This window comes from Streptacidiphilus albus JL83, assembly GCF_000744705.1.
In the GTDB taxonomy this organism is placed as follows: Bacteria; Actinomycetota; Actinomycetes; order Streptomycetales; family Streptomycetaceae; genus Streptacidiphilus; species Streptacidiphilus albus.
Genome location: NZ_JQML01000001.1, coordinates 4,323,653 through 4,349,297 on the forward strand (window position 1 = coordinate 4,323,653; position 25,645 = coordinate 4,349,297).

Consider the following 25,645-nt stretch of genomic DNA (forward strand, 5'->3'; position numbering starts at 1 on the left):
GCCGCATTCCCGGCGGCCGGTGCCCGCGCAGGGTCTTGACGGGGGCCACCGGGGTCACTACGGTCGCGGACCAGCAGTAAGGAAGGTTAACTAACTGACCATCAGCTGCCCCCCACGCCCTCGTCCCCCACAAGGAGCCAGCCATGGGATCGACGTCCCGTAGAGCACGCAGCCGCCGTGGACCACGCCCCGATCGCCGTACCCTGCTGGCGATCGCCGTAGGCACCGGGCTGGTGCTGGCCGCCACGCCGGTGATGAGCGCCGAGGCCGCGACCGCCGGTCAGCTCCGGGTGGACCAGGTCGGCTACGGCACCAACGACACCAAGATCGCCTATCTGATGACCAGCGCCTCGGTCTCCGGCGAGGGCTACAAGGTGGTCAACTCCGCCGGGACGGCGGTAGCCAGCGGCACGGTCAGCACCAGCAGCCGGGGCTCCTGGAACTCGGCCTACCCGGACGTGTACCCGATCGACTTCTCCTCGGTGACCGCGGCCGGCACCTACCACCTCGTCACCACCGGGTCGATCGGCCTCAGCTCCGACACCTTCCAGATCGAGAGCCCGGCCACCCTCTACACCGGCCTGGTCAACAGCGGCGTGACCTTCTTCCAGAACCAGCGCGACGGCGCGGACGTCATCGCCGGCACCCTCAGCCGCAAGCCCGCCCACCTCAACGACGAGAACGCGACGGTCTACCAGACCCCGGCCTTCATCGCCAACAGCGACGGCGGCACCGGCGACCAGTTCAACGGCAGTCTGAAGCCGATCTCCGGCGCGGCCAAGGCCAATGTCGAGGGCGGCTGGTTCGACGCCGGGGACTACCTGAAGTTCACCTTCACCGCCTCCTACGCCGACGACCTGCTCTACTCGGCCGCCCGCGCCCTGGGCGCCGACGCCCCGGCCTCGCTGACCGCCGAGGCGCAGTACGGCACCACCTGGCTGAACAAGATGTGGAACCCCGCCACCAAGACCCTGTTCCTCCAGGTCGGCGTCGGCGCCGGCAACGAGTCCACCACCTACGGCGACCACGACGTCTGGCGGCTCCCCCAGGCCGACGACACCGACTCCGCCTCGACCGACATCTACATCAAGAACCGCCCGGTCTTCGAGGCCGCCGCCCCCGGCGCCAAGATCGACCCGGACGTGGTCGGCCGGGTCGCCGCCGCCTTCGCCTTCGCCGCCCAGGCGGACAAGGCAGCGGGCAACACCAGCGGCGCGACCACCGAACTGGCGGACGCCACCTCGCTCTACGCGATGGCCAACACCAGCCCGAGCGGCACCCTGGAGAGCGCCGACCCCGCGGCCTACTACCCCGAGTCGATCTGGCACGACGCCATGGAGCTCGGCGCCACCGAGATCGCGCTCGCTCAGCAGGACCTCGGCGACGCCTCCTCGGTCTACACCCCGTACCTGACCCAGGCCGCCACCTGGGCCAAGGACTACATCGCCGGCGACTCCGGCCAGGACACGCTCAACCTCTACGACGTCAGCGCCATCGCCCACGGCGACCTGGTCACCGCGATCGCCAAGGCCGGCAGCCCGTCCGGCCTGGCCGTCAGCTCGGCCACGCTGATCGCCAACCTCAAGTCCCAGCTCTCCGGCGCGGTCAGCACGGCCGGGAAGGACATCTTCCACGAGGGCGGTGACTACACCAACTTCGACGTCGACTCGCACACCTTCGGCTTCATCTCCACCGAGGCCATCTACCAGAAGGCCAGCGGCGACAAGGAGTATGCGGCCTTCGCCAACGAGCAGCGGGACTGGCTGCTCGGCGACAACGCCTGGGGCACCAGCTTCATGGTCGGCGAGGGCACCACCTTCCCCGACTGCATGGGCTCGCAGATCCCCAACATCCTCGGCAACGCCAAGGGCACCGGCCCGATCGACACCGGCGCGGTGGTCAACGGCCCGAACGACCCCTCCAACTTCACCAGCAGCAACCTCGGCGACCTGATGACCGGCATGAAGAAGTGCGAGAACGACTCCTTCACCGCCTTCACCGGCCACGGCGGCGAGTACATCGACGACGTCCGCTCCTGGGCCAGCAGCGAGCCCGCGCTCGACATGAGCGGCAGCGCGGTCCTGGCCGGCGCGCTCCAGTCCGCGCTCAACGGCGGCTGAGCCACCCGACAGCAGCGGGCCCTGGCCGACACCGTCGGTCAGGGCCCGCTCGTCGATGTGCTCAGGGCGTGACCCGGCTCCGCAGTCGGAACGCACTGACGATCTCGAAGACGCCCAGCGCGATCAGCCACCACCCGGCCAGCACGGCCAGCACCACCACGCTGGTCACCGGCGAGGCCACCAGCACCATGCCGCCGAGCACGCTCACCACGCCCAGGAAGACCACCCATCCCCGGCCCGGCAGGGCGGGCGCGGTGATCGCGGCGGAGAGCTCGGCGAAGCCCCGGAACATCCAGCCGATGCCGATCCACAGCCCCAGCAGCACCACGGACTGCTCCGCGCTGCGGAAGCACAGCAGCCCGAAGACGATCGAGAGCACGCCGCTGGCCAGCATCAGCACCCGGGCCCCGCCGCTGAAACGGTGCCCGAAGCCCTGGGCGAACTGCATGATCCCGCTGATCAGCAGGTAGACGCCGAACATCACGGCGACCACGACCACGGTCTTGTGCGGCCACAGCAACGCGATGACCCCCACCGCCACCGAGGCGATGCCGAGCACCAGCGCCACCGGCCAGGCCGCCTTGGCCAGACCCTCCTCCCAGGGGGTCCGACCGGATGGGAAGGAATCGACCATGACGGCTCCTCTGTCCGGGTCCATGCTCCTTTTCACCGTTTATGTCATGGAACATCACCTTCGGCCAGCGGAGCGGCGGCCGCCGCCCTGGTGAGCCGGAGCAGCTGGCGGGCGGAGGCCGGCAGCTCGGCGTCGGCCCGCCAGACCGCCCGCAGCACCCGGGTCAGCTCCAGTTCCTCCGCCACCGGGACCTCCACCAGCCGTCCGGCCGCCAGGTCGTCCCGCACCGCGAGGTAGGAGAGCACCGCCGGGGCGGCGCCCTGGGCGGCGGCGCTGCGCAGCGGCGAGGTCGCGCCGAGCTCCAGCACCGGCACGGACGGGCCGTTCCAGGGGCGGAGCGCGTGCTCCAGGGTCTCCCGGGTGCCGGAGCCGGCCTCGCGGAGCAGCAGCGGGGTGTCGGCCAGCTCCGCCCCGCCCAGCGGCGCCCGCCGCCGGGTCCACGGATGGAAGGGCGCGGTGACCACGGCCAGCCGGTCCCGGCCCACGGCCAGCGACCGCAGGTCCTGGGGGACGAACGGGCCCTCGATGAACCCCAGGTCGACCTCGCCGTGCCGGAGCGCCTCGATGACCTGGTAGCTGTTGGTCACCCGCAGTCCGACATGCACCCCGGGCTCGACCTGGCGCAGCGTCACCAGCCATCCGGGAAGCAGGTGTTCGGCCAGGGTCAGGCTGGCGGCGACGCGCAGGTGGTCCTGCTGCTGGGCCTGCAGCGCGGCCAGCCCCTCGGCCAGCTCCTGGGCCTGGGCCAGCACCGCCCGCGCCCAGTCGGTGACCACCAGGCCGGCCGGGGTGAGCCGGGAGCCCCGGGTGGAGCGCTCCAGCAGCTGGAGCCGCAGCCGGCGCTCCAGGGTGCGGATCCGGGCGCTGGCGGCGGGCTGGGTGACGGCCAGCCGGGCGGCGGCCCGGCCGATGCTGCCGGTCTCGGCGATGGCCACCAGCAGTTCGAGGGAGTGGAGGTCCGGGAGGCGGCGGGAGGCGGGGAGCGAACGGGACTCACCGGACACATCAGTCATAGGGAAACTCTATGGCGTGGGTGCGAAGCCTGGTCTAGCGGAGCTTGTGCGCCCGACGGAGGGTGGTGACCATGACCATGACTCCGCCCCGGCCGGTCCTCCGGCAGCCTCCGGCGAGCAGCCCGGCGAGGCAGCCGCAGCCGCAGCGCAGCCGGGCCGCCGTCGCGGCCGCCCGGACGCTGCTGCCCGGTCTGGCCGCCACGGCGGCGGCGGTGGTGGTGGCCTGGTTCGTGCACCGCGCGGTGCCCGAGGTCGCCCCGCTGACGGCGGCGGTGGTGCTGGGCGTGGTCGTCGGCAACCTGCGGCTCCTGCCCGCCTCGACCAAGCCGGGACTGGGCTTCTCGGCCAAGCGGGTGATGCGGCTGGCGATCGCGCTGCTCGGGGTGAAGCTGGCGCTCAGCCAGGTGCTCGGGCTCGGCTGGCAGACCCTGGTGGTGGTGCTGGTCGTGGTCGGGGCCACCTTCTTCGGCACCCAGTGGCTGGGCCGGCGGATGGGGCTGCCGGGCGACCAGCCGCTGCTGATCGCGACCGGCTTCTCCATCTGCGGCGCCTCCGCCGTGGCGGCGATGAACGGCGTCACCGACAGCGACGAGGAGGACGTGGTCACCGCCGTCGCGCTGGTCACCCTCTGCGGCAGCCTCGCCATCGCCGTGCTGCCGCTGCTGCACCACCCGCTGGGGCTCGACCCGCTGCAGTTCGGCCGCTGGGCCGGGGCCAGCGTCCACGACGTGGGCCAGGTCGTCGCGGTGGCCCAGACGGCGGGGCCGCTCGCGCTGACCCAGGCGGTCGTGGTCAAGCTGATGCGGGTGGCCCTGCTCGCCCCGCTGGTCACCGGCGTCGCCCTGGCCCGCCGCCGGCGCCGGGGCGCGGCCGCCGTCGGCGGCCGGCGGCCGGCCCCGGTGCCGCTGTTCCTGGTCGGCTTCCTCGGCTGCGCCGCGCTGCGCAGCACCGGCGTGGTCCCGGCCGGCCTGGCCGCGAACATCGGCACGGTGGACGACCTGCTGATGGCCGCCGCCCTGTTCGCCCTCGGGATGACCGTGGACATCCGCAGCCTGGTCCGCACCGGGCGGAAGGCCCTGCTGCTGGGCCTCGCCTCCTGGGTGACCATCGCCGGCGTCTCGCTGGCCGGGGTCTGGCTGACCACCTGAGCCCGGCCCCTGAACCGACCGCGCGGGCCGTCGCCGTCCGTTCGGACCGCGACGGACCCGACGTCCCGGCAGGGACGGGTCCGGTCGAGCGGCCACCGGCGGCGGAGGGCCACCGTCGCCGCGGCGAAGGCCGCGACCACCGCCGCCAGCGCCGGGTAGGCCACCACCGGCAGCGGGGCCAGGCCCAGCACCGGGGCCAGCGGGGACGCCGGGAGCAGCAGTCCGAGCGCGGCCAGCACGGCCACCGCGGCGCCGACCGGCCGGCCCGGCCGCCCGCCCCCGCCCCCGTGCGCAGCAGGTACAGCGCCACCGCCTGGGTGAGCAGGTTCTCCGCGAACCACCCGCTGTGGAACAGCACCTGGGTGTGCGGACCGGCGTCGTGCCCGGCCAGCAGCCGCATCAGCAGGAAGGCGGCGCGTCCGAGAACTGAGCGAGCATCAGCCGGACGGCGCTGACCACGTGCGGGTCGTCCACCAGGTACACCCGGTGCCGGCCCTCGCGCCTGGAGCGCACCAGTCCGGCCAGCTTCAGCTTGGCGAGGTGCTGGCTGACAGCCTGGATCGAGCCGCCGACCCGGTCGGCGAGCGAGCCGACGTCGGACTCCCCCTGCGCCAGCGCCCAGATGATGTGCAGCCGCACGGCCGAGCTGAGCAGCCCGAAGGACGCCGCCGCCTGCTGCAGTTCCTGCGGCGACGGATCCCTGTCCTCCGGAACAGGCATCGACGACCGAACCTTCCCCTGGGTTGTGCGCCCCCGGTGTCGCGGTGGCCTCGGCCAGCAGAATACGTTGTCCGGTTCCGCACCCCGAGTCCAGTGTCCCGGACCGACTCTCACCGCTGTCACCAGCAATTCTCGCCTGCTGCTTGCGAGGATGTGCAACCATTTCTGCCACCGCCCCGATCGCCCGTACCACGGCGGCGGAGCAGAACCGGAGATGGGATCCATGACAGGTATCGACCGAATACGGCTTCGCGACCGGCGCTCCTTCCTGTTGGGGGCTGCCGCCGGGGTCGCCGTGCCGCTGGTTGGCCTCGGGCTGTGGGAGGCGACGTCCGGTTCGTCGCACCCGCACGCCTCCGGCGCCCCCTCGCCGGCGTCCGGCGCCACCGGCAGCGCCACCGCGCCGAGCGCGCCGCCGGGCGTCCCCACCGCCTCCAGCGCCGCCTCGGCCCCGGCCCTGCCCGTCGCCGCCGGACCGGTCTCGCTGGACGACTGGATGCTGACGCTGCCGGTCGACAAGCACGGAAACCTCAGCGGCAAGGCCAAGCAGCTCCAGCAGGCTGCGGTCACCGCGCCCTGGCTGGTGTCCAACAGCGACGGCAGCCTCAGCTTCTGGGCCCCGGCGGCCGGCGCCAGCACCTCCAACTCCGAGCACTCGCGGACCGAGTTGGTCTCCACCAAGGACTTCACCTTCGGCTCCGGGGTGCACACCCTGAGCGCGCTGGTGAGCGTCACCCAGGTGCCGACCTCCGACCCGGACATCTGCCTGGGCCAGGTCCACGGCGGGGGTGCGATCAAGTCCATCCCGTTCGTGATGCTGCACTGGCGCGACGGCAGCATCGTGGTGATCGTCAAGCAGGAGCTGCACGGCTCGCACTCGCAGAGCATCACCCTGCTCACCGGGGTACCGCTGAACACCAGGTTCGCGTTCTCGATCACCGACAACGGCGACGGCACGCTGGGGCTCGCGGCCTCCTGCAACGGCAGCACCCAGCGGGCCACGGCCCAGGTCGTGTCCGCGTTCATGGGCACCGACCAGCGCTTCCAGGTCGGCGACTACCAGCAGGCGGTGAGCAGCAGCTCCGCCACCGACGGCGGTCGGGCCACCTTCTACGCGATCAACCAGAGCTGAGCCCGAGCGGCCCGCAACGACCGGCCGCACCCACCGTCGTGCTCACGGCGGTGGGCGTCCGGCCGAGCACCCGGCGGGCGAGGGCTCATCCCGGCGAGGACTCGGCCTCGGCCTGCTCAGCGGCCCGCCGGTCCCCGGCCGAGCCGAACCAGTCGCCGCCCTTGCGCCGCATGTCGTCGGTGCCCCAGGCCCGGTTCACGGTCGGCACCCGGCTCATCCGGGGGATGTGCTTGGAGCAGTGGATGTAGGCCTCCTCCACCGTCACCTCGACCCAGACCTTGGCCCGGCGGCCGGGCACCGAGTCGACCGGCAGTTCCGGGTGCAGTTCCCGCATCGCCTCGTCCAGGACCACCCGGGCGGTGCCGTTGACGTGCAGTCCGATCCGGTCCGCGCCGAAGTCCAGGAAGAGCAGGCCGATATGGGGGTTCTCCCGGCAGTTGCCCAGGCTGGCCATCACCCCGTTGCCCCGGTAGTCCGGGTAGGTGAGGGTGGACTCGCCGTACACCCGGACGAAGCCGGGTGGTCCGGCCCGGAACGAGCAGTCGCACTCCCCGTGGCTGTCCGCGGTGGCCACGAAGACCATCTCCTGTCTGGAGACGAACTCCTGCATCCGGCCGTTGAGATGGTCCAGCACCTGGTCCCGGTAGAAGTTCCCGGCCCGGTCGGCGGTGCCGAGTTCCTCCTGCAACCGGTGTTCGCCGGCCGAGCCCACCGTCCGTTCGTCCATGCCACGTCCTCCCGCTCGGTTGCCGGACAGCGCTCCCGGCCCGCAGCCCCGCCCCGTTCCGGGGCCGACCGTATGCGAATGACCCCTTCCCCCGGGCCGTACCCGGCGCACCGCAGGCTCCGACACGGCGTCAATTGGCAATCTGCACGCCCCGTGGCGGCACGGATGGCCCCCGCTGCGGGCAGAGCCTGGGCATCTGGGCCTTGACCTGCAATTTTCGCACACCTGTACCATTTGTCGCACCCGGAACACCGGTGCCTCCGGAACCCGGGGCCACCCCCGGAGGGCGCATAGCGGACCAGGTGGTCACGACGGCCCAAGCGGCACGTTCGGGCATATTCCATCGCGAGAGCTAGATCACCGCTACCCTAGGTCACCAGCTCGACCGGGCGTCCCGGAGCGGACCGTTCCGGTGGACGGGCCGGTCCGCAGGACACCGGTGCCACGGGACCGATGAACGCATGGTGGTGTCACGTGCCGGGGTGGAAAGCCAGGGCAGCCCTGAAGGCAGCGCGGAACTCCGCGGGCGAGGCCGAACTCCGCAGCGCGGAGGGCGGCCTCCCCTTCCGCACGCGGATGCCCGCACTGGCCCGCGCGGCAGCGCTCGGCGCGGTGGTGATCGCACTGCTGGCGCCCGCGGCGGCCCTGCTCGGCCGGTTGCCGCACATCCCGCACCTGGACCTGGCCCCGGACCACTCGCCGGCCATGCGGCCCTGTCCCGCGGTCGCCCTGCTGCTCCTGGCGGGCGGTCAACTACTGCTGCTGCGCCGACCGTCCAGCCGCCGCACGGAACGCGGCGGGCAGCTCGCGGCGGCCGCGGCGGTCGTGGTCGCGCTGCTGCCGCCGATCGCGCCGGTCGCCACGACCGGCCTGGTGCTGGTCGCCGCCGCGCAGGCCGCGATGCTGCCCCGGCGCCGCCGCTCGGTCCTCCCCGGCCAGTGGCTGGCGCTGGGGGCGGTCGTGGTCGGCCAGGTGTCGCTGTACGGATTCCTCGCCCCGCTCACGGACCCGGGGCGCAGCCTCGGCCCCGGCGGCATCGCCTTCGGCACCGCCCTGGCGCTGAGCCTGCTCGGCGCCGCGGCCTTCCTCTCCCGCCCGGACACCGGCCTGGCCGCGCTGCTGACCAACGCCGGCACCACCGGGCTGCTCGGCCGCTGCATGGTCGGGGTCACCCTCACCGTGCTGCCGTTCATGGGCTGGTTCCAGCTGGCCGGCCAGCAGGCCGGCTGGTTCGGCGAACGGCTCGGCACCGCCGTCGTGCTCTGCCTCCGGATGTGCACGCTGCTCGGCGGCAGCTTCGCGGTACTGGCGCTGGCCCGCCGGTCCGAGCGCGCGCGCTCGCTGGCCGAGCGCAAGGTCGGCGAGTACGCCCAGCTGCAGGCGTTCATGGACCACACCCCGGCGGTGATCTTCACCCGGGGCCCGGACGGACGCTTCCTCTCCGTCAACTCCCGCTTCGAGAAGGTCTTCGACGTCCCGCTGGAGCGGATCATCGGCCACCGGGTCGAGGACCTGCTGCCGCCGGAGACCGCGGCGGCGGCCGCCGCCGGGGACCGCGCCGTGCTGGCCGACGGCCGCGCGGTGCAGCTGGAGACCGTCATGCCGCAGTCGGACGGGCCGCACTCCTTCCTGACCACGCTCTTCCCGCTCACCGACGGCTCCGGGAAGCCCTACGCGGTCTGCGGGGTGGCGCTGGACGTCACCGACCGGGTGCTCGCCCGGCGCGAGATCGAGCAGCAGCGGCAGCGCTTCCGCGACCTGCTGGAGGCCGGTCCGGACGCCACCGTCATCTCCGACGGCGGGGGCGTCATCGTCATGGTCAACGCCCAGGCCGAGAAGCTGCTCGGCTGGGAGCGGGCGGAGCTGCTCGGCCGACCGCTGGGGCTGCTGCTGCCCGGGGGCGCCGAGCGGGCCGAGGGGGACGGCACCGACCTCTGCGCCCGGCACCGGGACGGCCACGACTTCCCGGTCGAGATCAGCATGAGCCCGCTGATGACCGAGGACGGCCTGCTGGTCTCCGCCGCGATCCGCGACATCACCGAGCGCCGGCAGGCCGAGGCCGAACGCCGGACGCTCTACGAACAGCAGCGGCAGACCGCGCTGACGCTCCAGCACAGCCTCATGGGCACGCCCCCCGACCTGCCCCGGCTGCCCACCGCCAGCCGCTACCTGGCCTCGGCCCAGGAGGCCGGGGTCGGCGGCGACTGGTTCGACCTGGTCCCGCTGGACGGCGGCCGGACCGGCGTGCTGATCGGCGACGTGATGGGCCGGGGCGTGGACGCCGCCGCGGTGATGGGCCAACTCCGGGCCGCCGCGCATGCCCTGGCCCAGACCGGGATGGCCCCGGACCGGCTGGTGACCGCCCTCGACCTGTTCGTCAGCGAGCTTCCCGACCAGCTCGTCACCTGCTGCTACCTGGTGCTGGACCCGGTCGCCGGTGAGCTCACCGTCTGCTCGGCCGGCCATCTGCCGGCGCTGCTGGCACTGCCCGCCACAGCCCCGAAGCCGCTGGACGCGCCCATCAGCGTCCCGCTCGGCGTCGGCGGTGTCCCGCACCTCCAGGCCACCCACCCGCTGCTGCCCGGCACCACCCTGCTGCTCTACACCGACGGCCTGGTGGAGACGCCCGACACCGACATCGACGGACGCATCCAGCTGCTGACCGACACCCTCGGCAGCGCCCTGGACGACTGCCCCGAGGGCCCCGGCCCGGCCGGGGCCGAGCTCGACCGGATCGCCGACCGGCTGCTCTGCGCCCTGCTCCCGGTCCCCGAGGAGTACGACGACGACGTCACCCTGCTGCTGCTCCGCCTCCCGGAGGCCGAGGACGCCGCTTCCTAGCCGGGGTCAGCCCTGTCCGCGCAGCACCGGCCAGGCGACCCTGGGGTGGAACAGCGAGGTGGGCGGCGACAGCAGCGACATGACGTCGACGAAGGCGCTGCAGACCGCCTCGTCACGGCAGGACTGGGCGATGACCCGGTCGAGGTAGCGGTGCTGGAGCCGGATCAGCGAGCCCGAGGGGCCGCCCACGGTGCTGCGGAAGCGGACGTCCTCGGCGGAGGACATCATCCAGGCGTCCTTGGCCACGGCGGCGACCCCGCGCTGCACCCGGCGGGTCACCGACGGGTCCGCGCCGAACTCGCGCAGGGTGTCGCGCAGCACCAGCGCGCCCAGCGCGGCGATGGTCATCCCCTGGCCGTAGACCGGGTTGAAGGTGCAGGCGGCGTCGCCGAGGACGACCAGCCCCGCCGGTGCGCCCTGCTCGTAGCGGCGGCGGACGCTGGGTCCGGCCCGGAAGCCGCGCACCTCGCCCTCGGGCTCGGCCCCGGCCAGCACCTCGTTCAGCAGCGGGTCGCGCAACAGGCCGAGCTGGGCCGCGAAGCCCGCCTCCCCGGGCGCGGGCTCCGCCCCGCGCATCCCGCCGACGCTGACGATCCAGCGGTCCTTCTCGACCGGGAGCAGCACCCCGAGCCGCGGATGGTCGGGCGCCTGGGTCTGGATGTAGACCACCGAGCGCGGCGCGTCGGTCCCCGGCGGCCTGCGGTAGAAGCGGGTGCTGTAGGCGACGCCGGCGTCGACGCTCTCCTCGGCCGGCGCCGGGCAGCCGAGCTCCCGCAGCCACTGCGCCGTCCCCGAGGTCCGTCCCGACGCGTCGACGACCAGGTCCGCCCGGACCTCCTCCACCGGGCTCCCGGCCCCGCCGCGCTCCCGCACGGTGACCCCGGTGATGCCGGAGCGGCCGCCGAGCAGCCCCACGACCTCGGTCGCCTGCCGGAACTCCACCGACTCCTCGGCCTCGGCCCGGCGCCGCACCGCCGCGTCCAGCAGCGGACGGGTGCAGCAGGTGATGGTCAGTTCGCTGGGATAGCGCGGGAACCAGCCGCCGGAGCTCAGCCAGCGCAGTCCGGTGGGCACCGGCACCCGCACCGCCCCGGCGGCCTCCAACTCGGCGTCCAGGCCTGGTACCAGCTGCTGCAGCGCCCGGCGTCCGCTCTCCAGCAGCAGGTGGGCATGGCGCCCCTGCGGGGTTCCCGGCCGGAAGGCCGGGCCGTCGGGGTAGCGGTCCCGCTCCACCACCACGATCCGCTCGAACCGCCCCAGCAGCGCGACCGCCGCCAGGGAGCCGGCTATGCCGCCGCCGATCACAACTGCCCTGCCCCGCGTCCCAGTTGTCATGCCGTCGAGGTTAGCGGACCGGGCCGGACGTGCACAGACGAACAGCTGTCGGGCCACGGCCGCGCCGGTTGCACCGCCACGGAGGACGCCCGTTCGGCCGAGCCACGGCTGCCGGTCCACCGGGGGGCGGCGTGGCACGCTGGGGCGGAACGGAACGGGACAGAACACATCAGGACCGAGCAGCTCGGGGGCGTGAGTGTCGGACAGTCAGGAAGCCCGCCCGGACGCCGCCTCGGCGGTGCTCGCCGAGGAGCGCCGGCTCCGGCACGACCTCGGCTTCTGGGGACTCACCGCCATCGGGTTCTCCAACATCCTCGGCTCGGGCTGGCTCTTCGCCGCCATGTACGCGGCCCAGACCGCCGGTCCGGCCGCACTGCTGGCCTGGCTCGCGGCCGGGCTGCTGTGCGCGCTGGTCGCGCTGGTGATGGTGGAGCTCGGGGTCTCCCGGCCGGAGGGCGGCGGCACCGTGCGCTGGCCGCTGCTGGCCTCCGGACGGCTGGTCGGGACGCTGATCGGCTGGTCGACGCTGCTGTCGGTCGGCGGCACCGCCGCCGAGATCAGCGCCATCATGCAGTACGCCGGGCACTACCTGCCCTGGCTCTACCACCACGGCGGCCTGACCGGGGCCGGGGTCGCGGTGGCCATGGGCCTGAGCCTGGTGCTGACCGCGCTCAACTGGTTCGCCGTGAAGATCTTCGCCCGGCTCAACAACCTGGTCTCGGTCTTCAAGGTCGTCGTCCCGGTGCTCACCGTCGTCGCGCTGCTCGCCTCCGGCTACCACTCGGGACGGCTGACCGACCCCGCCCACGGCGGCTTCGCCCCCTACGGCTACCCGGCCGTGCTCAGCGCGCTGGCCGGCGGCGGCATCGTCTACTCGCTGAACGGCTTCCAGGCCCCACTGGACTTCTCCGGCGAGACCCGCGACCCGCGCCGGACCATGCCCGGATCGGTGCTGGCCGGTATCGGCCTGGCGCTGCTGCTCTACCTCGGGCTCCAGTTCGCCTTCCTCTCCAGCGTTCCGGAACGGCTGCTCGGCCACGGCTGGGCGGGCGTCGACTTCGACTCGCCCTTCGGCCAGCTCGCGCTGATCCTCAACCTCCAGTGGGTCTCCAGCCTGCTCTACGTGGACGCGGTGGTCTCCCCCGGCGGCTCGGCCTACGTCGGCGTCGCCATCGACGCCCGGCACACCTATGCGCTGGCCAAGAACGGCACCATCCCGCGCCTCTTCATGCGGGTCAGCACCGCGACCGGGGTCCCGCAGCGGGCACTGCTGCTCAACCTCGCGGTGATCCTGGTCTTCCTGCTGCCCTTCGGCGGCTGGCAGCAGATCGTCAGCGTGATGGGCGACCTCTACCTGCTGATCTACTCCGCCTCGGCCGTGGCCGTGGCCGTCTTCCGCTCCCGCCCGGACGCCGTGGGGACCGGTTGGGTGCGCGGGCTCGACTGGATCGCCCCGGTGAGCTTCGTCGTCTCCGGGGAGTTCGTCTACTGGTCCGGCTGGCACGACCTGCGACTCGCCCTGCCGATGGTGCTGCTCGGGCTGCCGCTCTTCCTGCTGCTCCGCCCCGAGCAGCGCGAGGAGGCCACCCTGGCCGCCGAACTCCGGCGCGGCGCCTGGCTGCTGGCCTACCTACCGGTACTGGTGCTGCTCTCCTGGCTGGGCTCGTTCAAGGGCTCGGACCACCTCCGCGCCCCCTACGACTCACTCACCGTGGCCGTCGTCTCGGCGGCCGTCTTCGCCTGGGCCGTCCGCTCCGGCCGCAGCCTGCCTACCGTCGGCGGCCAGGTCTAGGCGGCAGACTGTCCAGCGCGAAGGCAACCGCGTCGCGGAGGCAACCGCGTCGCGCAGGCAACCGCGTCACCCTGCGTCGAGATCGGAGCACCTGATGAAGGCAGTGCGATTCCAGCGGTTCGGCGGCCCTGAGGTGCTGGAGATCGTGGACCTCCCCGATCCGCACCCGGGCCCCGGCCAGGTCCGGATCGCGGTGCGGGCGGCCGGCGTCAACCCGAGCGACTGGAAGAAGCGCCAGGGCCTGATGGACGAGGAGCTCCCGCAGACCCTGGGCTACGAGGCGGCGGGCGTCGTCGACGAGCTCGGCGCGGGCGTGGCCGACGTCGCCGTCGGCGACCGGGTGTTCGGCTTCTGCACCGAGGGGGCGGCCCAGGCCGAGCTGGCGGTGCTCTCCTACTACGCGCCGGTCCCGCCGTCGCTCGACCTCCCCGGCGCCGCCGCGCTGCCGGCCGCCGTCGAGACGTCCACCCGCGCGCTCGACCAGCTCGGCGTGGAGGGCGGCGGCACGCTGCTCGTCAACGGCGCCTCCGGCAGCGTCGGCAGTGCCGCGGTGCAACTCGCCGTGGCGCGCGGGGCGCGCGTGATCGGCACCGCGGGCCCGGCCAACCACGAGTACCTCCGCTCCCTGGGGGCCGAGCCCGTCGCCTACGGCGAGGGCCTGGTCGAGCGGGTCCGCGCGCTCGCGCCCGACGGGGTCGACCTCGCCCTCGACGTCGCCGGGAGCGGCGTCCTGCCCGAGCTGATCGGGCTCGCGGGCGGCGCGGAGCATGTCGTGACGATCGCCGACTTCACTGGCGCGCAGCAGCACGGGGTACGGTTCAGCCGCGGCGACTCCGGCCGGGCGCTCCAGGTGCTGGCCGGCATCGGCGAGTTGACCGAGTCAGGGCGCTTCTCGCTCCCGGTCGCGCAGACCTTCCCGCTCACCGCGGTCGCCGAGGCCCACCGCGTCGGCGAACGCGGCCACGCCCCCGGCAAGCTGGTGCTGGTGGTCGGCCCGCCCGCCGCCGAGGAGGGCTGACGCACCTGCCGCCGCTCGCCACCCCCACGGCGGCGAGTGTGCATCCTGACACAACGGCTTGACAGCGCAGGCTAGTTGCTCCGGCTCAGGTCGGTGCTGCCGATGGCGACCAGGCCGGTCTCGTAGGCGACGACGACCGCCTGGGCGCGGTCGCGCAGGCCGAGCTTGGCGAGGATCCGGGCGACGTGGGTCTTGACCGTCGCCTCGGAGAGGACGAGCCGGGCCGCGAGTTCGGCGTTGCTCAGGCCACGGGCCAGCAGGACCATCACCTCGCGCTCGCGCGGCGTGAGCGCGGCCAGGTCGCGGTGGACCGAGGCGGCCCCGGGGTCGCGCCGGGCGAAGCGCTCGACCAGCCGCCGGGTGATCGCCGGAGCCAGCAGCGCGTCGCCGCTGCGGACCGTGTGCTTCACGTTGTTGGTCAGCGCCTCCTGCACCACCCGGTAGGCGGCGAGTTCGATCCCGGGCGGCACCGGTCGCCGCTCCCCGGTCACGGTCAGGTCGACCGGAAGACCGGCCAACCGCACCCCGCCGACCAGCGCCTCCAGCCGGTCCAGTCCCGGCTGCGGGCTGAGCCCGGCCGCGTCCGGACCCTCCGAGTCCATCGTCAACAGCCCCATCACGTGCCGCAGTTCGGTCATCGCCGCGCGGCCTCCGGCCTCGACCGCGAGCAGCGCCTCCCGGGACAGCTCCGGGTCCCTGTCCATGATCTTGCGCGCGGCTCCGGCCTGGATCGCCATCATCCCGATGTTGTGGGTCACCACATCGTGCAACTCCCGGGCGATCCTCGCCCGTTCGTGCTCGACCGCGAGGTTCAGCGCCGCGACCTGCTCACGCTCCAGCGCGGCCAGCCGGTCCCGGCCCTCGTCCGCGCGGCGGCGCCACATCCGGATCTCCCAGGCCGCCGCGAAGACCGGGACCAGGACCAGCACCGCGACCACGGCGGCCGGCCCCTCGCCGACGGCTTCGAGGTAGTGGACGCCGGCCAGCACCAGCAGCAGCGCCAGCACCGCGTCGAACGCCCGACCGCGCGTCGTGGCCGGCCTCCCGGTCTGCGGCGCGCCCTCCACCCGGCGCCACAACTCCGCTACCAGCGACCGCAGTCGGTTCGGCCCTGCCACATTCGTCACCCGATCATTCTCGCGGAGCCGGGCCACGGACGGTCCGTCCCGGTCCGGATCGTCGGCGAGGTCTTCGACCCGCACATGCAGACCAACGAGGTGCTGACCGACGCGGCCACCATCACCGCTGCCGAGCCCGACCTGCACCCGGACAGCTACTCCGTCGAGCTCAAGCCCGGCACGGACCGGACCGCGTACCTCACCGGGCTGAACCGCACGCTCACGCCGCTCGGCGTCACTGCCACAACGGACCCAGGCAGCACCGGTACCAGCGGCACCATCGTGGTCCTCGACGCGCTCACCGCCGCGCTCACCCTGATGCTGGTCGCCGTCGCCGCCATGGGCGTGCTGAACACCGTCCTGCTGGACACCCGGGAGCGGGTCCGCGAGATCGGCATCGCCAAGGCGCTCGGGATGACCCCCGGGCAGACCACCGCCATGGTGCTCTCCTCGGTCGCGCTGATCGGGGTGGTCGGCGGCGGCGTCGGCCTGCCGCTCGGGCTGCTGATCCACGCGGTCACCGTCCCGGCCATGGGGCGCAGCGCCGGGCTGGTGTTCCCCGCTTCGGCCATCGACGTCTACCCGGTGCCGGAGCTGGTCCTGCTCGGCCTGGGCGGCCTGGCCATCGCGCTGCTCGGGGCGCTGCTCCCGGCCGGCTGGGCGGCCCGCACCCGGACCGTCACGGCGCTGCGCACCGAGTGACGCCGGCACCAGGAGCCGGGCGGGCGCGCGGAAATCCACTCGCGCCCGCCCCGCCGCCGTCCGTACCATCGACAGCAGCGCGCCGGGGACCTCGACAAGTCCCAAGTCCCGTCGTCCGGCGCCTGATTGACCCGTAGCTCAGTGGACAGAGCACCCGGCTACGAACCGGGGTGTCGCAGGTTCGATCCCTGCCGGGCCAACGCCTCGGGCGCGTGTCCGCCGTCAGCGACAGGCGGAATGCGCCCGTGCAGAGGACCGACCGATCTCGCAACCGACCTCGTTCCAGGCCGTGTTCGACTCCCGGGACGAACAGGCAGGCGGTCAGCCGGCGGATCCGGCACCGGCGCCCGCTCGGTGCCGACGCATCATCAGCAGGTAGACGCCGGCCGAGACGATGATGCCGGTCGGCAGCGACAGGTCGGCGCCCCCGGCCGCACGGGCGACCGGACCGGTGTAGAAGCTGGTGCTCAGGCACAGCGAGGCGGCGGCGGTACCGGCCACCAGCGCCGTCGCCCCGGCCCAGTTGACGCCGCCGCGGTACCAGAAGCGTCCGCCGCGGCTCTCGTCGCTGAGTTCGAGCCCGTTGTAGCGGTTGCGGCGCCAGAGGATGTCGGCGGCGTAGACGGCCATGCTCGGGCCGAGCAGGGCGACCATCAGCTCCAGCATGTTGCTGACGGTGTCGAGGAAGTCGGACACCAGCACCGCGTACAGGGTCAGCGCGACGCCGAGGGCGCCGTCCAGCGCGACGCTGCGCGAGCGGCGGATCCGGACCCCGACCGCCATCAGCGCCAGGCCGGAACTGTAGGCGGTCATCGCGTTGTTGGCGATCGCGCCGAGGACGACGGCGAGCAGGAAGGCCGGCCTGAACCAGCCCGGCAGGATGGCGGTGAGCGCGGTCTGCGGGTCGGTCATGTCGATCGCGGTGCCGGCCAGCGACCCGAGCGCGGTGAAGAGCACGCTGGGGAGGAACGCGCCGAGCGCCGTCCACCAGGCGATCGACGCCGACGAGGTGGAGCGCGGCAGGTAGCGGGAGAAGTCGGCGCTGTTGTTGTAGCTCAGCGGGGCGGAGGCGATCAGCGCCAGCCCGCCGGCCATCGCGGCCCCGAGCGCGGTGCCGTGCAGCGGCTGGGCGGGGTGGTAGGACCAGTCGGCCCGGTTCAGCACGTACCCGGCCAGGACCACGAAGACCACCGTCAGCACCAGGGTGAACGGCAGGTAGAGCCGGACGATGGTGGCGTGGCCGTAGACGCTGATGGCCAGCGTCGCCGCGGCGACGGCCACCACGATGACGGTCTTGGCCACGGCGTCCGGATGGACGCCGAACCTGGCCACCAGGCTGAACGCGGCCAGCGAGGCCGCCGCCCAGTTCAGCGCGAGGTAGCAGACCGAGACGAACCAGCCGGTCAGCGCGATGTTCACGCGGTTGCCACGGGTGCCGAACATGGCCCGCATGATCACTTCGCTCGGCGTGCCGGAGGCCGGACCGCTCACCGCCAACAGCCCGACCAGCCCCCAGAGGAGGTTGCCGGCCACGATCACCAGCAGCGACTGCCACAGGTCCAGGCCCATCAGGATCAGCGCGCCGCCGACCACCAGGCTGAGGTAGCTCACATTGGGCGCCGCCCAGACGCCGAAGAGGTCCCGGGCCCGGCCGTGCCGCTCACTGTCGGGGATGTGGTCGATCCCGTGGGTCTCCATGCCCCGCGCCCTGCCCGCGCCCTCGCTCTCGCCCTCCCCGGGCGGGGAGGCGGACGCGACCGCGTCGCGGTCTGGAATCGTGGGTGCCATGGGGTCCTCCGAGCAGCAGGTGAACACGGACAAGGGAGTCGGCTTGTCTATTGGTCGCACATCCAATAGCGTTCAGGACATGACGTCAAGCGTTCGGCCGAAACGGGTTCGCAAGGCCCCGGAGGCCCGGCGCGCCGAGATCGTCGCCACCGCCGAGACCATCGCCCTGACCGAGGGCCTGGAACTGATCACGGTGCGGCGGATCGCCGACGAGCTGGCCGTCCGCCCCGGACTGATCAGCCACTACTTCCCGGTGGCCGAGGACCTGGTCGCGGAGGCGTTCGGCGACGCGGCGACGGCCGAACTGGACCGGCTGATCCCGGCCGACCGGCCGGCCGGGCAGGCGCTCGGCCAGCTGGCCCGCTTCCTGTCGCTGACCGGTGGCCGGCGCTACGACGACATGAGCCGGCTCTGGCTGAACGCCCGGCACCTGAGCCGGTACCGGGCCACGCTGCGGGACCGGGTCGGCCACCAGGAGTCGCTGTGGCGCGAGCGCCTCACCGGGCTCGTCCGCGAGGGCGTCGACGCCGGGGACTTCCGCACCGACGACCCGGCGGCGGCGGTCATCCAGATCCTCGTCGTCCTGGACGGCCAGGGCGCCCACGTCAACACCGACCGCAGCAACCGCCCGCGCCCCGTCCGGACGATGGCCTTCAGCACGGCGGAGCGGGTGCTCGACCTGCCCGCCGGCGCGCTGGAGGCGCTCGCACCGGCACCCGCGACCACCGACGACCCGTCCGGTCACGAACCCTCCCGGCCCCCGGCCGGGGACTGACCAACTGCCCCGAAGGAGCCGCCCCGTGCACCCCGATCTCGTCCTGCTCTCCGCCCGGCTGCTCGACCCGGTCACGGGCCGGTTCCTTCCGCACAGCGCCCTCGCCGCGAGCGGCGGCCTGATCAGCTGCCTCGGCGACGACCGCGAGGTCCGCGCGCTCGCCGGACCGGCCACCACCGTCATCGACCTCAAGGGGGCCGTGGTCTCCCCCGGCTTCGTCGACGGACACCTGCACCCGGTCTCCGGCGCCGAGCGGACCCGGGGCGTCGACCTGTCCGGCTGCGCCGACCTGGCCGCCGTGCGCAGCACCCTCGCCCGTGCCCGGGAGGGGCTCACCGCCGGTGCCTGGCTGCGCGGTTGGGGCCTGGACCCGAACGTCTTCGGCGACCTGCCGGTCAGCGCCGCCACCCTCGGACCGGTCGTCGACGGCGTCCCGGCGCTGCTCGACCTCTTCGACGGCCACTCGGTGCTGGCCGGCTCCCGGGCGCTGGAGCTGGCCGGGGTCGACGGCCCCCGGCAGTTCGAGCAGGCGGCCGAGGTCGTCTGCGACGAACAGGGCCGCCCGACCGGCCTGCTGCTGGAGGACGCGGCCTGCGAACTGGTCGAGGCCGCCGCCCCCAGGGCCACCGCCGCCGAGGAGCGCGCGCAGCTCTCCGCCGTGCTGCGCGGGATGGCCGCAGCTGGCCTGACCGGCGGCCACGCCATGGACGCCCACGGCAACAGCCTCGACCTGTACGCCGCGCTGGAAGCCGACGGCGAACTGCCGCTCCGGCTCCGGGTCGCCCCGCACTGCCAGCCCGGCGCGGACGCGGAGAGCGTGGCCGAGCTGATCCGGGGCCAGGGTGTCGGCGGACGGCTGTGGCGGGTGGCCGGGGTCAAGCTGTTCATCGACGGCACCATCGACAACGGCACCGCCTGGCTCGAACACCCGGACTGCCACGGGGACTCGGCGCACGCCTTCTGGCCCGACCCGCAGCAGTACACCCGGGCGGTGGGCCAGCTGCACCGGGCCGGCGTGGCCACCGCCACCCACGCCATCGGCGACGCGGCCGTCCGCCACGTCCTCGACTCCCTCGCCCGGGCCCGGACCGGGACCCCGCCCCGGACCGGCGACGTCCGGCACCGGGTCGAGCACATCGAGACCGTTCCCGACGGCACCGTGCGGCGCTTCGCCGAGCTCGGGGTCACCGCCTCCATGCAGCCCACCCACTGCTGCGACTACACCCGGGCCGACCACACCGACAACTGGTCCCGCCGCCTGGGCGAGGAGCGCGCCGGGCGGGGCTGGCGCTGCCGGGACCTGGCCGAGGCCGGGGTGCGGGTGGTCCTGGGCTCCGACTGGCCGATCGCCCCCTACGCGCCGCTCGGGGTCATGGCCGGGGCCCGGCACCGCCGTCCCACCCGCGACCTCGCCCAGCCGCCGCACGGGATCGACCAGGCGCTGAGCCCGCTCCAGGCGCTCCAGGGCATCACCGTCCACCCCGCCTGGGTGGACGGCGAGGAGGAGCGGGCGGGACGACCGGCCGTCGGCCACCGCGCCGACCTCACCGTCCTCGCGGACGACCCGCTCACCGTGGCCGACACCGACCTCGCCGCACTCCCGGTGCTGCTGACCGTCGTCGACGGCCGTCCCACCCACCGGGCCGACCACCTCTGAGCAGTGGTGAACCGGCCCCACCATCGATGCAACTGAACCCCCTGCCTGGGCGTAAACACTGCGGCGGCGCCCGAGAGCGGGCAGCGCACCGATCGGCAGGACCGAGGACGAGGGGAGGTGCGGTGGCGGAACAGAGAGGTCTCGACTTCGACGATTTCTATGCCGCGACGTACCGGCGGGTGGTGGGGCAGGTGTACCTGATGACGGGCAGCATGGCCGAGGCCGAGGACTGCGTGCAGGAGGCCTACGCCCGTGCCTGGCAGCGGTGGGCCAAGGTCAGCCGGCACGAGGCGCCCGAGGCGTGGGTGCGCACCGTCTCCTACCGGCTCTCCGTCTCGGCCTGGCGGAAGGCGGTGAACCGGCTGTCCGCGCACCGGCGCGGCGCGGCCGGTGAGGAGGTGCCCGGTCTGAGCCCGGACCACCTGGCGCTGGTGGCCGGACTGCGGAAGATCTCGGTCGAGCAGCGGAACGCGATAGTGCTGCACCACCTCGTCGGACTGTCGGTGCAGGAGGTCGCGGCGCAGACGGACAGCCCGGTGGGCACCGTCAAGGCCCGGCTGTCGCGGGGCCGCAAGGCGCTCTCGCCGCATCTCACCGAGCAGTGGGACGAGACCGCGCCGGGGGCGTCCACCGTCGGCCCGGCCGCGCCCCCGCCGGGCGTGCGCCCCGCGTCCGGCATGCACCCCGCGACCGGCGCACGTCCCGCGGCCGGGAAGGAGTTCTGACCGTGGTCCAGAACATCGAGGATTTCCGAGACATCGACCCGGAGCGGTTCGAGGACCTGCTCTCCGCCGTCTCCGTCGGCGCGGCCGCCGCCGCCCGTCCGCCGGGTCCCGCCGCCGCACGGGCGCGAGGCCGACGGCGCGGGATCCAGCGCCGGGTGGCCATGACCGCGTTTCCGATGGCCCTGGCCGTCGTGGGCGCAGTGGTCGGCTACGGCCTGGCAGGCAGCGGTTCCGGCCCGACGCCCCTTCCGGCCGCGCCCGTGACCGCCCCGGCGACGACCGCCCCCGCCCCGAGCACCTCCGCCACCAGCGGAACGGCGGCACGGTCCGCCGCCCCGACGCTCTCGCTCAACTTTCCGAGCGCGCTGGCCGAGGGGGCGCTGAACCAGATCTCCTTCACCGTCGACAACCCCGGCGCGGCCCGCACCACAACCGTCTCCGTCCAGCTCGGCACGCCGACCATGCCGACGCCGAACGCGACGACACCGGACGAGTCGGCCGTCGCCGAGCGGCTGGACCCGGCATCCGGCGCCTGGGTCTCCGTTCCGGTCCAGTACCAGGCGGTTGCGGTGGGCCCGTCGGCCGACGTGGCGACCTTCGCGCTGAACCTGCCCGCCGCCGGCAGCGTCACCCAGTCCCTGCGGATCATCCCGGTGGGCGTCACCGACGCGGAACTCGTCGTCCAACTGAGCGGGGGCCGCCGTAGGCTGGTCAGCAACTCCCGTGATCTGCAACTGGTCGCGCCCTCGTTCACGGCCACCGGTCCGACGACGGTCACCACCGGGACCACCTCGGGCGAGTCCGACTTCACCCTCACCGACTCGACCACCGGCTCCTACACCGGTGTCCAACTGCACCTCGACGCCTACGGCTCCACGTCGGACTGCTCCTTCAGCCCGTTCCCGGACGCCCAGTGGTCGGACGGCGGGGCCTGGCACACCGTCTCGCTGGCCGGTCAGTGGCCGCTGCTGGACACGGTGTCCCTGTCGCCGGGGCAGAGCATCGTGGTCAGGGTGAAGCTGCCGGTCCCGGCCACGACGCCGTCGTGCCTGGCCCGGGGCCAGGTCGGCATGATCGTGCAGACGCCGGGCGCCGGTACCGCGGTCCAGAACGGAACCCCCGGCAACAACCTGCCGCCGGGGCTCGACCTGCGGGCCGACGCGCCGTTCTTCGACGTCGTCCACGGCTGACCCGGTCAGCACCCTCCGGCCCGGCCTGTCCCGTCAAAGCCGGCCCCGGTCCGGTCACGCCGACTCCGACGTGACCGGACCGGAATCCCCGAACCGGTGACACCCTCCGCTACCCGCAGGTGGACGGGGCGGCCGCCCCGCGACGAGGAACTCACCCGCGCCGGCGTCCGACTGGTCGCCGTACCGGACTGCGGGCACGACATCATCCTGGACAACCCGGACGCCTTCGCCCGACCGACCGCCACCGCGCCCGGCTGACGCCTTCGCGACCCGGACCCTCAGGGCTCAGGGACCAGGTGCCGACGGCCGGCTATCTGCTCGAAGATCAGGTTGGTCCGGGTCTGCGCCACTGCCGGATGGGTGGTGAGGTGGTCCACCACGAAGTCGCGCAGGGCGTCGGGGTGCGCGAGGGCGACATGGAGCAGGTAGTCGTCGGACCCGGCCATGTGGAACACCGCCACCACGCCGGGCATGTCGGGGGCGGTGGCGCGGAAGCTCTCGTTCTGCTCACGCGTGTGCGCCCGGAGCCGGACCGAGATCATCGCCTGCAGCGGCAGCCCGATCGCAGCAGGGGCGATCTCCGCCCGGAAACCGCGGATGACCCCGCGCTCGCGCAGCGCGCGCACCCGGGCCAGACAGGTCGAGGGGGCGATGCCCACCGCGTCCGCGAGCGCGTTGTTCGGCGTGCGGGCGTTGTCGGCGAGGATGCGCAGGATCGCCCGGTCCACATCGTCGATGGGCGCTCGGCGCGCTTCGGAAATATTCGGCACGCCACCCAGAGTCCCTGCCCGTACCGATGATAAGCAAGGATTCTGCCGAAGATTCCGAATCTTCTGCGGATTGCTTCCCCCTCACCCGCCACAGGTTCCATTCTGGCTAGCGATCGGACCGGCTCACGCCAACGCCTCCGACCCAGCGAACCGGGAGTGCTGAGCCATGAGCCGAACCGACACCCTGGCCGTTCGAATCGGCCACGACGAACCCGTACGGACGGACCTCCGAGCCGCGCCCCTGGACGTGTCCCCCCTCCGCGGCCCGCACGCCCCGTCCCGGTCGACCCCGGTCCAGGAACCGCACCTCGGCGACTTCGAGCTGCCAACCGGTGGGCTCGACGACGAGCAGCGGCTGCGCGCCCTCGACACGATGGACGCGTACCTGACGAGCAAGCGCCAGTACCTGCTGGGCTACCAGGCCACCCAGGAGATGGGCAGCGGCGCCCTCGACCTCGGCCGGTTCCTGCACCACAACATCAACAACCTCGGCGACCCGTTCCAGAGCGGTGGCTACAAGCCGAACACCAAGGTCGTCGAGCGCGCGGTGCTCGACTACTACGCCGCCCTGTGGCACGCCGAGGGGCCGTACGACGCGGACGACCCCCAGTCGTACTGGGGGTACGTGCTCTCCATGGGCTCGACCGAGGGCAATATGTACGCGCTCTGGAACGCCAGGGACTACCTGAGCGGCAAGGCGCTGATCCAGCGCCCGACCGGTACGTCCGGCGCCCCGCGCCACGTCCGGGCCGCGTCCGGGCCGGGCAACCCCAACGCCCGCCGCCCGGTGGCGTTCTACTCGGAGGACACTCACTACTCGTTCGCCAAGGCGGTCCACGTGCTGGGCGTGGAGACCTTCGGCGCCGTGGGCATGGAGCAGTATCCGGGCGAGTGTCCGCTGGTCGGGCCGACGGGTCAGCCGCGCGACTGGCCGGCCGAGGCGCCCTCCCGCAGCGGCCCCTCGGGTCATCCGTGGGACGGCACCGGCGAGATCGACATCGACGCCCTGGCGGTGCTGGTGGAGTTCTTCGCCGCCAAGGGGCACCCGATCTTCGTCAGCCTCAACCTCGGCAGCACCTTCAAGGGGGCCCACGACGACGTCCGACAGGTCTGCGAGCGACTGCTGCCGATCTTCGAGCGGTACGACCTGATCCGCAGCGAGGTGGTCCACGGCAGGGACCCGGGCACCGGCGAGCCACTGGTCGACCTGCGCCGACGCTTCTGGATCCATGTGGACGGCGCCCTCGGCGCCGGCTACGCGCCCTTCATGCGGATGGCCGGCGCGGATCCGGCGGCGTTCGGTTGGACCCCCGACACCGACCTGCCGGAGTTCGACTTCGGCATCACCCTGCCCACCGAGCGGTTCGGCGATGTCGACATGGTCTCCTCGATCGCCATGAGCGGCCACAAGTGGCCCGGCGCACCTTGGCCGTGCGGCATCTACATGACGAAGGTCAAGTACCAGATCGCCCCGCCGTCCCAGCCCGAGTACATCGGCGCGCCCGACACCACCTTCGCTGGCTCCCGCAACGGATTCTCGCCGCTGGTGCTCTGGGACCACCTGTCCCGGCACTCCTACCAGGAGCAGGTGGACCGGATCCGCCGGGCCCAGGAGCTGGCCGCCTACCTGGAGCAGCAACTGCGCCGCCTGGAGCAGGAGCGCGGCGTCGAGCTGTGGCCGGCCCGCACCCCGGGCGCCATCACCGTCCGGTTCCGCAAGCCCGGCCCCGAGCTGGTGGCGAAGTGGTCGCTGTCCTCGCAGGACGTGCTGATGGTTCCGGGCGACGAGGCCACCCGGCGCAGCTACGTCCACGTCTTCCTGATGTCGTCGGTCGACCGGGCCAAGCTGGACGCCCTGCTGCGGGACCTCGCCGACGACCCCGCCATCCTCCGACAGGCCGCCACCACGCTCGGATGACCCTCAGCAGCGGGGCGAACTGCCGAGCAGCCAGGCAACATCCCGGCACAGCTTGTCGAACGAGTCGGAGAGGGAACGCGTGAGCCCGACATCGAGGGCTGACGAGAAAGTCAACTGATCCGCCGTCTCCTTGTACGGGCGCCAGTCCCGCTGTTCCTCAAGCCACTTCTTGGCATTGCGGGGAAGATGGTCGGGGTCCTTGGGCGGCTCCAGCCCTTCGGAAAAGCCGAACCGACCGGCCAGCGATGCCGCGCCGGCCAGGAACCAGGACTCGTACTCTCGGCTGGCGACGACCACACGAACCGGTGTATCGGACCGGGCGGCGACCGCCCAAGCGAGGAGCTTCGGCCCCAGCTCGGCCGGACAGTCGTCGTCCGCGTCCAGTAGGACCAGGACACCGCCCGCACTCGCCCCGCGCATGCGGATGCCCTGCTGCTGCACGGCCCTCTCCAAGGTGCTGTGCTTGGCGAGTTGCTCGCCCTGTCCCTCCACGATCGCGGCGATCACGGGTCGGGCCATGCC

General features: G+C 73.2%; 21 protein-coding genes, 1 tRNA gene and 2 pseudogenes. 14 read left to right on the forward strand and 10 right to left on the reverse strand.

Annotation, left to right across the window (positions count from 1 at the left end; genetic code table 11):
* The first annotated feature begins 233 nt into the window (after positions 1–233).
* Entirely contained in the window at positions 234–2,120 is a 1,887-nt protein-coding gene (locus BS75_RS18595) for a glycoside hydrolase family 9 protein (protein ID WP_160312267.1), read from the forward strand.
* A gap of 61 nt (positions 2,121–2,181) precedes the next feature.
* On the opposite strand, the gene BS75_RS18600 is transcribed toward BS75_RS18595, so the two are convergent.
* Positions 2,182–2,754 (reverse strand): HdeD family acid-resistance protein, encoded by a 573-nt coding sequence (locus BS75_RS18600; protein ID WP_042438215.1) that lies wholly within the window; start codon positions 2,752–2,754, stop codon positions 2,182–2,184.
* 44 nt (positions 2,755–2,798) lie between these two features.
* Positions 2,799–3,767: a LysR substrate-binding domain-containing protein gene (locus BS75_RS18605; protein WP_034089053.1), complete on the reverse strand. Its 969-nt coding sequence runs from the start codon at positions 3,765–3,767 to the stop codon at positions 2,799–2,801.
* A gap of 71 nt (positions 3,768–3,838) precedes the next feature.
* Here BS75_RS18605 and BS75_RS18610 point away from each other — a divergent pair, with 71 nt between their 5' ends.
* Positions 3,839–4,915 carry a YeiH family protein gene (locus tag BS75_RS18610; RefSeq protein ID WP_034093311.1) on the forward strand — a complete coding sequence of 359 codons (1,077 nt, stop codon included), beginning with the start codon at positions 3,839–3,841 and terminating at the stop codon, positions 4,913–4,915.
* Between the two features lie 399 nt (positions 4,916–5,314).
* Here the strand turns inward: BS75_RS18610 and BS75_RS18615 are convergent, their stop codons facing one another.
* Positions 5,315–5,635, reverse strand: a complete 321-nt coding sequence (locus tag BS75_RS18615) for an ArsR/SmtB family transcription factor (protein ID WP_034089054.1) — start codon at positions 5,633–5,635, stop codon at positions 5,315–5,317.
* 223 nt (positions 5,636–5,858) lie between these two features.
* On the opposite strand from BS75_RS18615, the gene BS75_RS18620 reads away from it, so the two are divergent.
* Positions 5,859–6,767, forward strand: coding sequence for a polysaccharide lyase family 7 protein (locus tag BS75_RS18620; protein ID WP_042438212.1), 909 nt, complete (start codon positions 5,859–5,861; stop codon positions 6,765–6,767).
* A gap of 85 nt (positions 6,768–6,852) precedes the next feature.
* On the opposite strand, the gene BS75_RS43415 is transcribed toward BS75_RS18620, so the two are convergent.
* Positions 6,853–7,494, reverse strand: coding sequence for a pyridoxamine 5'-phosphate oxidase family protein (locus BS75_RS43415; RefSeq protein ID WP_042438209.1), 642 nt, complete (start codon positions 7,492–7,494; stop codon positions 6,853–6,855).
* A gap of 474 nt (positions 7,495–7,968) precedes the next feature.
* Here BS75_RS43415 and BS75_RS44475 point away from each other — a divergent pair, with 474 nt between their 5' ends.
* The gene (locus BS75_RS44475; protein ID WP_052069526.1) at positions 7,969–10,335 is read left to right on the forward strand and encodes a SpoIIE family protein phosphatase; all 2,367 of its coding nucleotides are present in this window, start codon (positions 7,969–7,971) and stop codon (positions 10,333–10,335) included.
* Positions 10,336–10,341: 6 nt separating this feature from the next.
* On the opposite strand, the gene BS75_RS18635 is transcribed toward BS75_RS44475, so the two are convergent.
* On the reverse strand, positions 10,342–11,670 hold the full coding sequence (locus BS75_RS18635) for an NAD(P)/FAD-dependent oxidoreductase (RefSeq protein WP_034089056.1): 1,329 nt from the start codon (positions 11,668–11,670) through the stop codon (positions 10,342–10,344).
* Positions 11,671–11,866: 196 nt separating this feature from the next.
* Between BS75_RS18635 and BS75_RS18640 the strand changes: the two genes are divergently transcribed.
* A complete protein-coding gene (locus BS75_RS18640; RefSeq protein ID WP_081982426.1) occupies positions 11,867–13,462 on the forward strand; it encodes an APC family permease in 1,596 nt (531 codons plus the stop codon).
* A 94-nt stretch (positions 13,463–13,556) separates the two neighbouring features.
* Complete coding sequence (locus BS75_RS18645) at positions 13,557–14,480, forward strand: NADP-dependent oxidoreductase (protein WP_034089057.1); 924 nt, start codon at positions 13,557–13,559, stop codon at positions 14,478–14,480.
* Between the two features lie 71 nt (positions 14,481–14,551).
* Here BS75_RS18645 and BS75_RS52225 read toward each other — a convergent pair.
* Positions 14,552–14,917, reverse strand: a pseudogene (locus tag BS75_RS52225) (response regulator transcription factor); the annotation flags it as partial.
* A gap of 228 nt (positions 14,918–15,145) precedes the next feature.
* Positions 15,146–15,364, reverse strand: a pseudogene (locus BS75_RS52230) (histidine kinase); the annotation flags it as partial.
* Positions 15,365–15,682: 318 nt separating this feature from the next.
* Between BS75_RS52230 and BS75_RS18660 the strand changes: the two are divergent.
* Together BS75_RS18660 and BS75_RS18665 are read left to right on the forward strand one after the other, a co-directional pair.
* Positions 15,683–16,300 carry an FtsX-like permease family protein gene (locus BS75_RS18660; protein WP_034089059.1) on the forward strand — a complete coding sequence of 206 codons (618 nt, stop codon included), beginning with the start codon at positions 15,683–15,685 and terminating at the stop codon, positions 16,298–16,300.
* 127 nt (positions 16,301–16,427) lie between these two features.
* Positions 16,428–16,500 (forward strand) — tRNA-Arg (locus BS75_RS18665).
* A gap of 121 nt (positions 16,501–16,621) precedes the next feature.
* Here the strand turns inward: BS75_RS18665 and BS75_RS18670 are convergent.
* Positions 16,622–18,088: a purine-cytosine permease family protein gene (locus BS75_RS18670; protein WP_034093314.1), complete on the reverse strand. Its 1,467-nt coding sequence runs from the start codon at positions 18,086–18,088 to the stop codon at positions 16,622–16,624.
* 79 nt (positions 18,089–18,167) lie between these two features.
* On the opposite strand from BS75_RS18670, the gene BS75_RS18675 reads away from it, so the two are divergent.
* The 5 genes from BS75_RS18675 (at position 18,168) to BS75_RS48330 (ending at position 22,693) form a co-directional block, all read left to right on the forward strand.
* A complete protein-coding gene (locus BS75_RS18675; RefSeq protein WP_042438207.1) occupies positions 18,168–18,863 on the forward strand; it encodes a TetR family transcriptional regulator C-terminal domain-containing protein in 696 nt (231 codons plus the stop codon).
* A 25-nt stretch (positions 18,864–18,888) separates the two neighbouring features.
* The gene (locus BS75_RS18680; RefSeq protein WP_034089060.1) at positions 18,889–20,520 is read left to right on the forward strand and encodes an amidohydrolase; all 1,632 of its coding nucleotides are present in this window, start codon (positions 18,889–18,891) and stop codon (positions 20,518–20,520) included.
* A gap of 122 nt (positions 20,521–20,642) precedes the next feature.
* Entirely contained in the window at positions 20,643–21,245 is a 603-nt protein-coding gene (locus BS75_RS18685) for a SigE family RNA polymerase sigma factor (protein ID WP_034089061.1), read from the forward strand.
* 2 nt (positions 21,246–21,247) lie between these two features.
* Positions 21,248–22,435 carry a hypothetical protein gene (locus BS75_RS18690; RefSeq protein ID WP_034089062.1) on the forward strand — a complete coding sequence of 396 codons (1,188 nt, stop codon included), beginning with the start codon at positions 21,248–21,250 and terminating at the stop codon, positions 22,433–22,435.
* Positions 22,436–22,531: 96 nt separating this feature from the next.
* Positions 22,532–22,693, forward strand: coding sequence for a hypothetical protein (locus tag BS75_RS48330; protein ID WP_408022543.1), 162 nt, complete (start codon positions 22,532–22,534; stop codon positions 22,691–22,693).
* A 20-nt stretch (positions 22,694–22,713) separates the two neighbouring features.
* On the opposite strand, the gene BS75_RS18695 is transcribed toward BS75_RS48330, so the two are convergent.
* A complete protein-coding gene (locus BS75_RS18695) occupies positions 22,714–23,205 on the reverse strand; it encodes an Lrp/AsnC family transcriptional regulator (RefSeq protein WP_042438204.1) in 492 nt (163 codons plus the stop codon).
* Between the two features lie 166 nt (positions 23,206–23,371).
* On the opposite strand from BS75_RS18695, the gene BS75_RS18700 reads away from it, so the two are divergent.
* Positions 23,372–25,123, forward strand: coding sequence for a PLP-dependent aminotransferase family protein (locus BS75_RS18700; RefSeq protein ID WP_052069528.1), 1,752 nt, complete (start codon positions 23,372–23,374; stop codon positions 25,121–25,123).
* 3 nt (positions 25,124–25,126) lie between these two features.
* On the opposite strand, the gene BS75_RS18705 is transcribed toward BS75_RS18700, so the two are convergent.
* Positions 25,127–25,630, reverse strand: coding sequence for a DUF4276 family protein (locus BS75_RS18705; RefSeq protein ID WP_231607824.1), 504 nt, complete (start codon positions 25,628–25,630; stop codon positions 25,127–25,129).
* Between the last annotated feature and the right edge of the window lie 15 nt (positions 25,631–25,645).

Excerpts from the sequence above, each read along its gene's own strand:
- BS75_RS18605 (WP_034089053.1), bottom strand. The coding sequence starts at position 3,767 with ATGACTGATGTGTCCGGTGAGTCCCGTTCGCTCCCCGCCTCCCGCCGC.
- BS75_RS18620 (WP_042438212.1), top strand. The coding sequence starts at position 5,859 with ATGACAGGTATCGACCGAATACGGCTTCGCGACCGGCGCTCCTTCCTG.
- BS75_RS18610 (WP_034093311.1), top strand. The coding sequence starts at position 3,839 with ATGACCATGACTCCGCCCCGGCCGGTCCTCCGGCAGCCTCCGGCGAGC.
- BS75_RS18645 (WP_034089057.1), top strand. The coding sequence starts at position 13,557 with ATGAAGGCAGTGCGATTCCAGCGGTTCGGCGGCCCTGAGGTGCTGGAG.
- BS75_RS18670 (WP_034093314.1), bottom strand. The coding sequence starts at position 18,088 with ATGGCACCCACGATTCCAGACCGCGACGCGGTCGCGTCCGCCTCCCCG.
- BS75_RS18615 (WP_034089054.1), bottom strand. The coding sequence starts at position 5,635 with ATGCCTGTTCCGGAGGACAGGGATCCGTCGCCGCAGGAACTGCAGCAG.
- BS75_RS18600 (WP_042438215.1), bottom strand. The coding sequence starts at position 2,754 with ATGGTCGATTCCTTCCCATCCGGTCGGACCCCCTGGGAGGAGGGTCTG.
- BS75_RS43415 (WP_042438209.1), bottom strand. The coding sequence starts at position 7,494 with ATGGACGAACGGACGGTGGGCTCGGCCGGCGAACACCGGTTGCAGGAG.
- BS75_RS18660 (WP_034089059.1), top strand. The coding sequence starts at position 15,683 with ATGCAGACCAACGAGGTGCTGACCGACGCGGCCACCATCACCGCTGCC.
- BS75_RS18675 (WP_042438207.1), top strand. The coding sequence starts at position 18,168 with ATGACGTCAAGCGTTCGGCCGAAACGGGTTCGCAAGGCCCCGGAGGCC.
- BS75_RS18635 (WP_034089056.1), bottom strand. The coding sequence starts at position 11,670 with ATGACAACTGGGACGCGGGGCAGGGCAGTTGTGATCGGCGGCGGCATA.
- BS75_RS18700 (WP_052069528.1), top strand. The coding sequence starts at position 23,372 with ATGAGCCGAACCGACACCCTGGCCGTTCGAATCGGCCACGACGAACCC.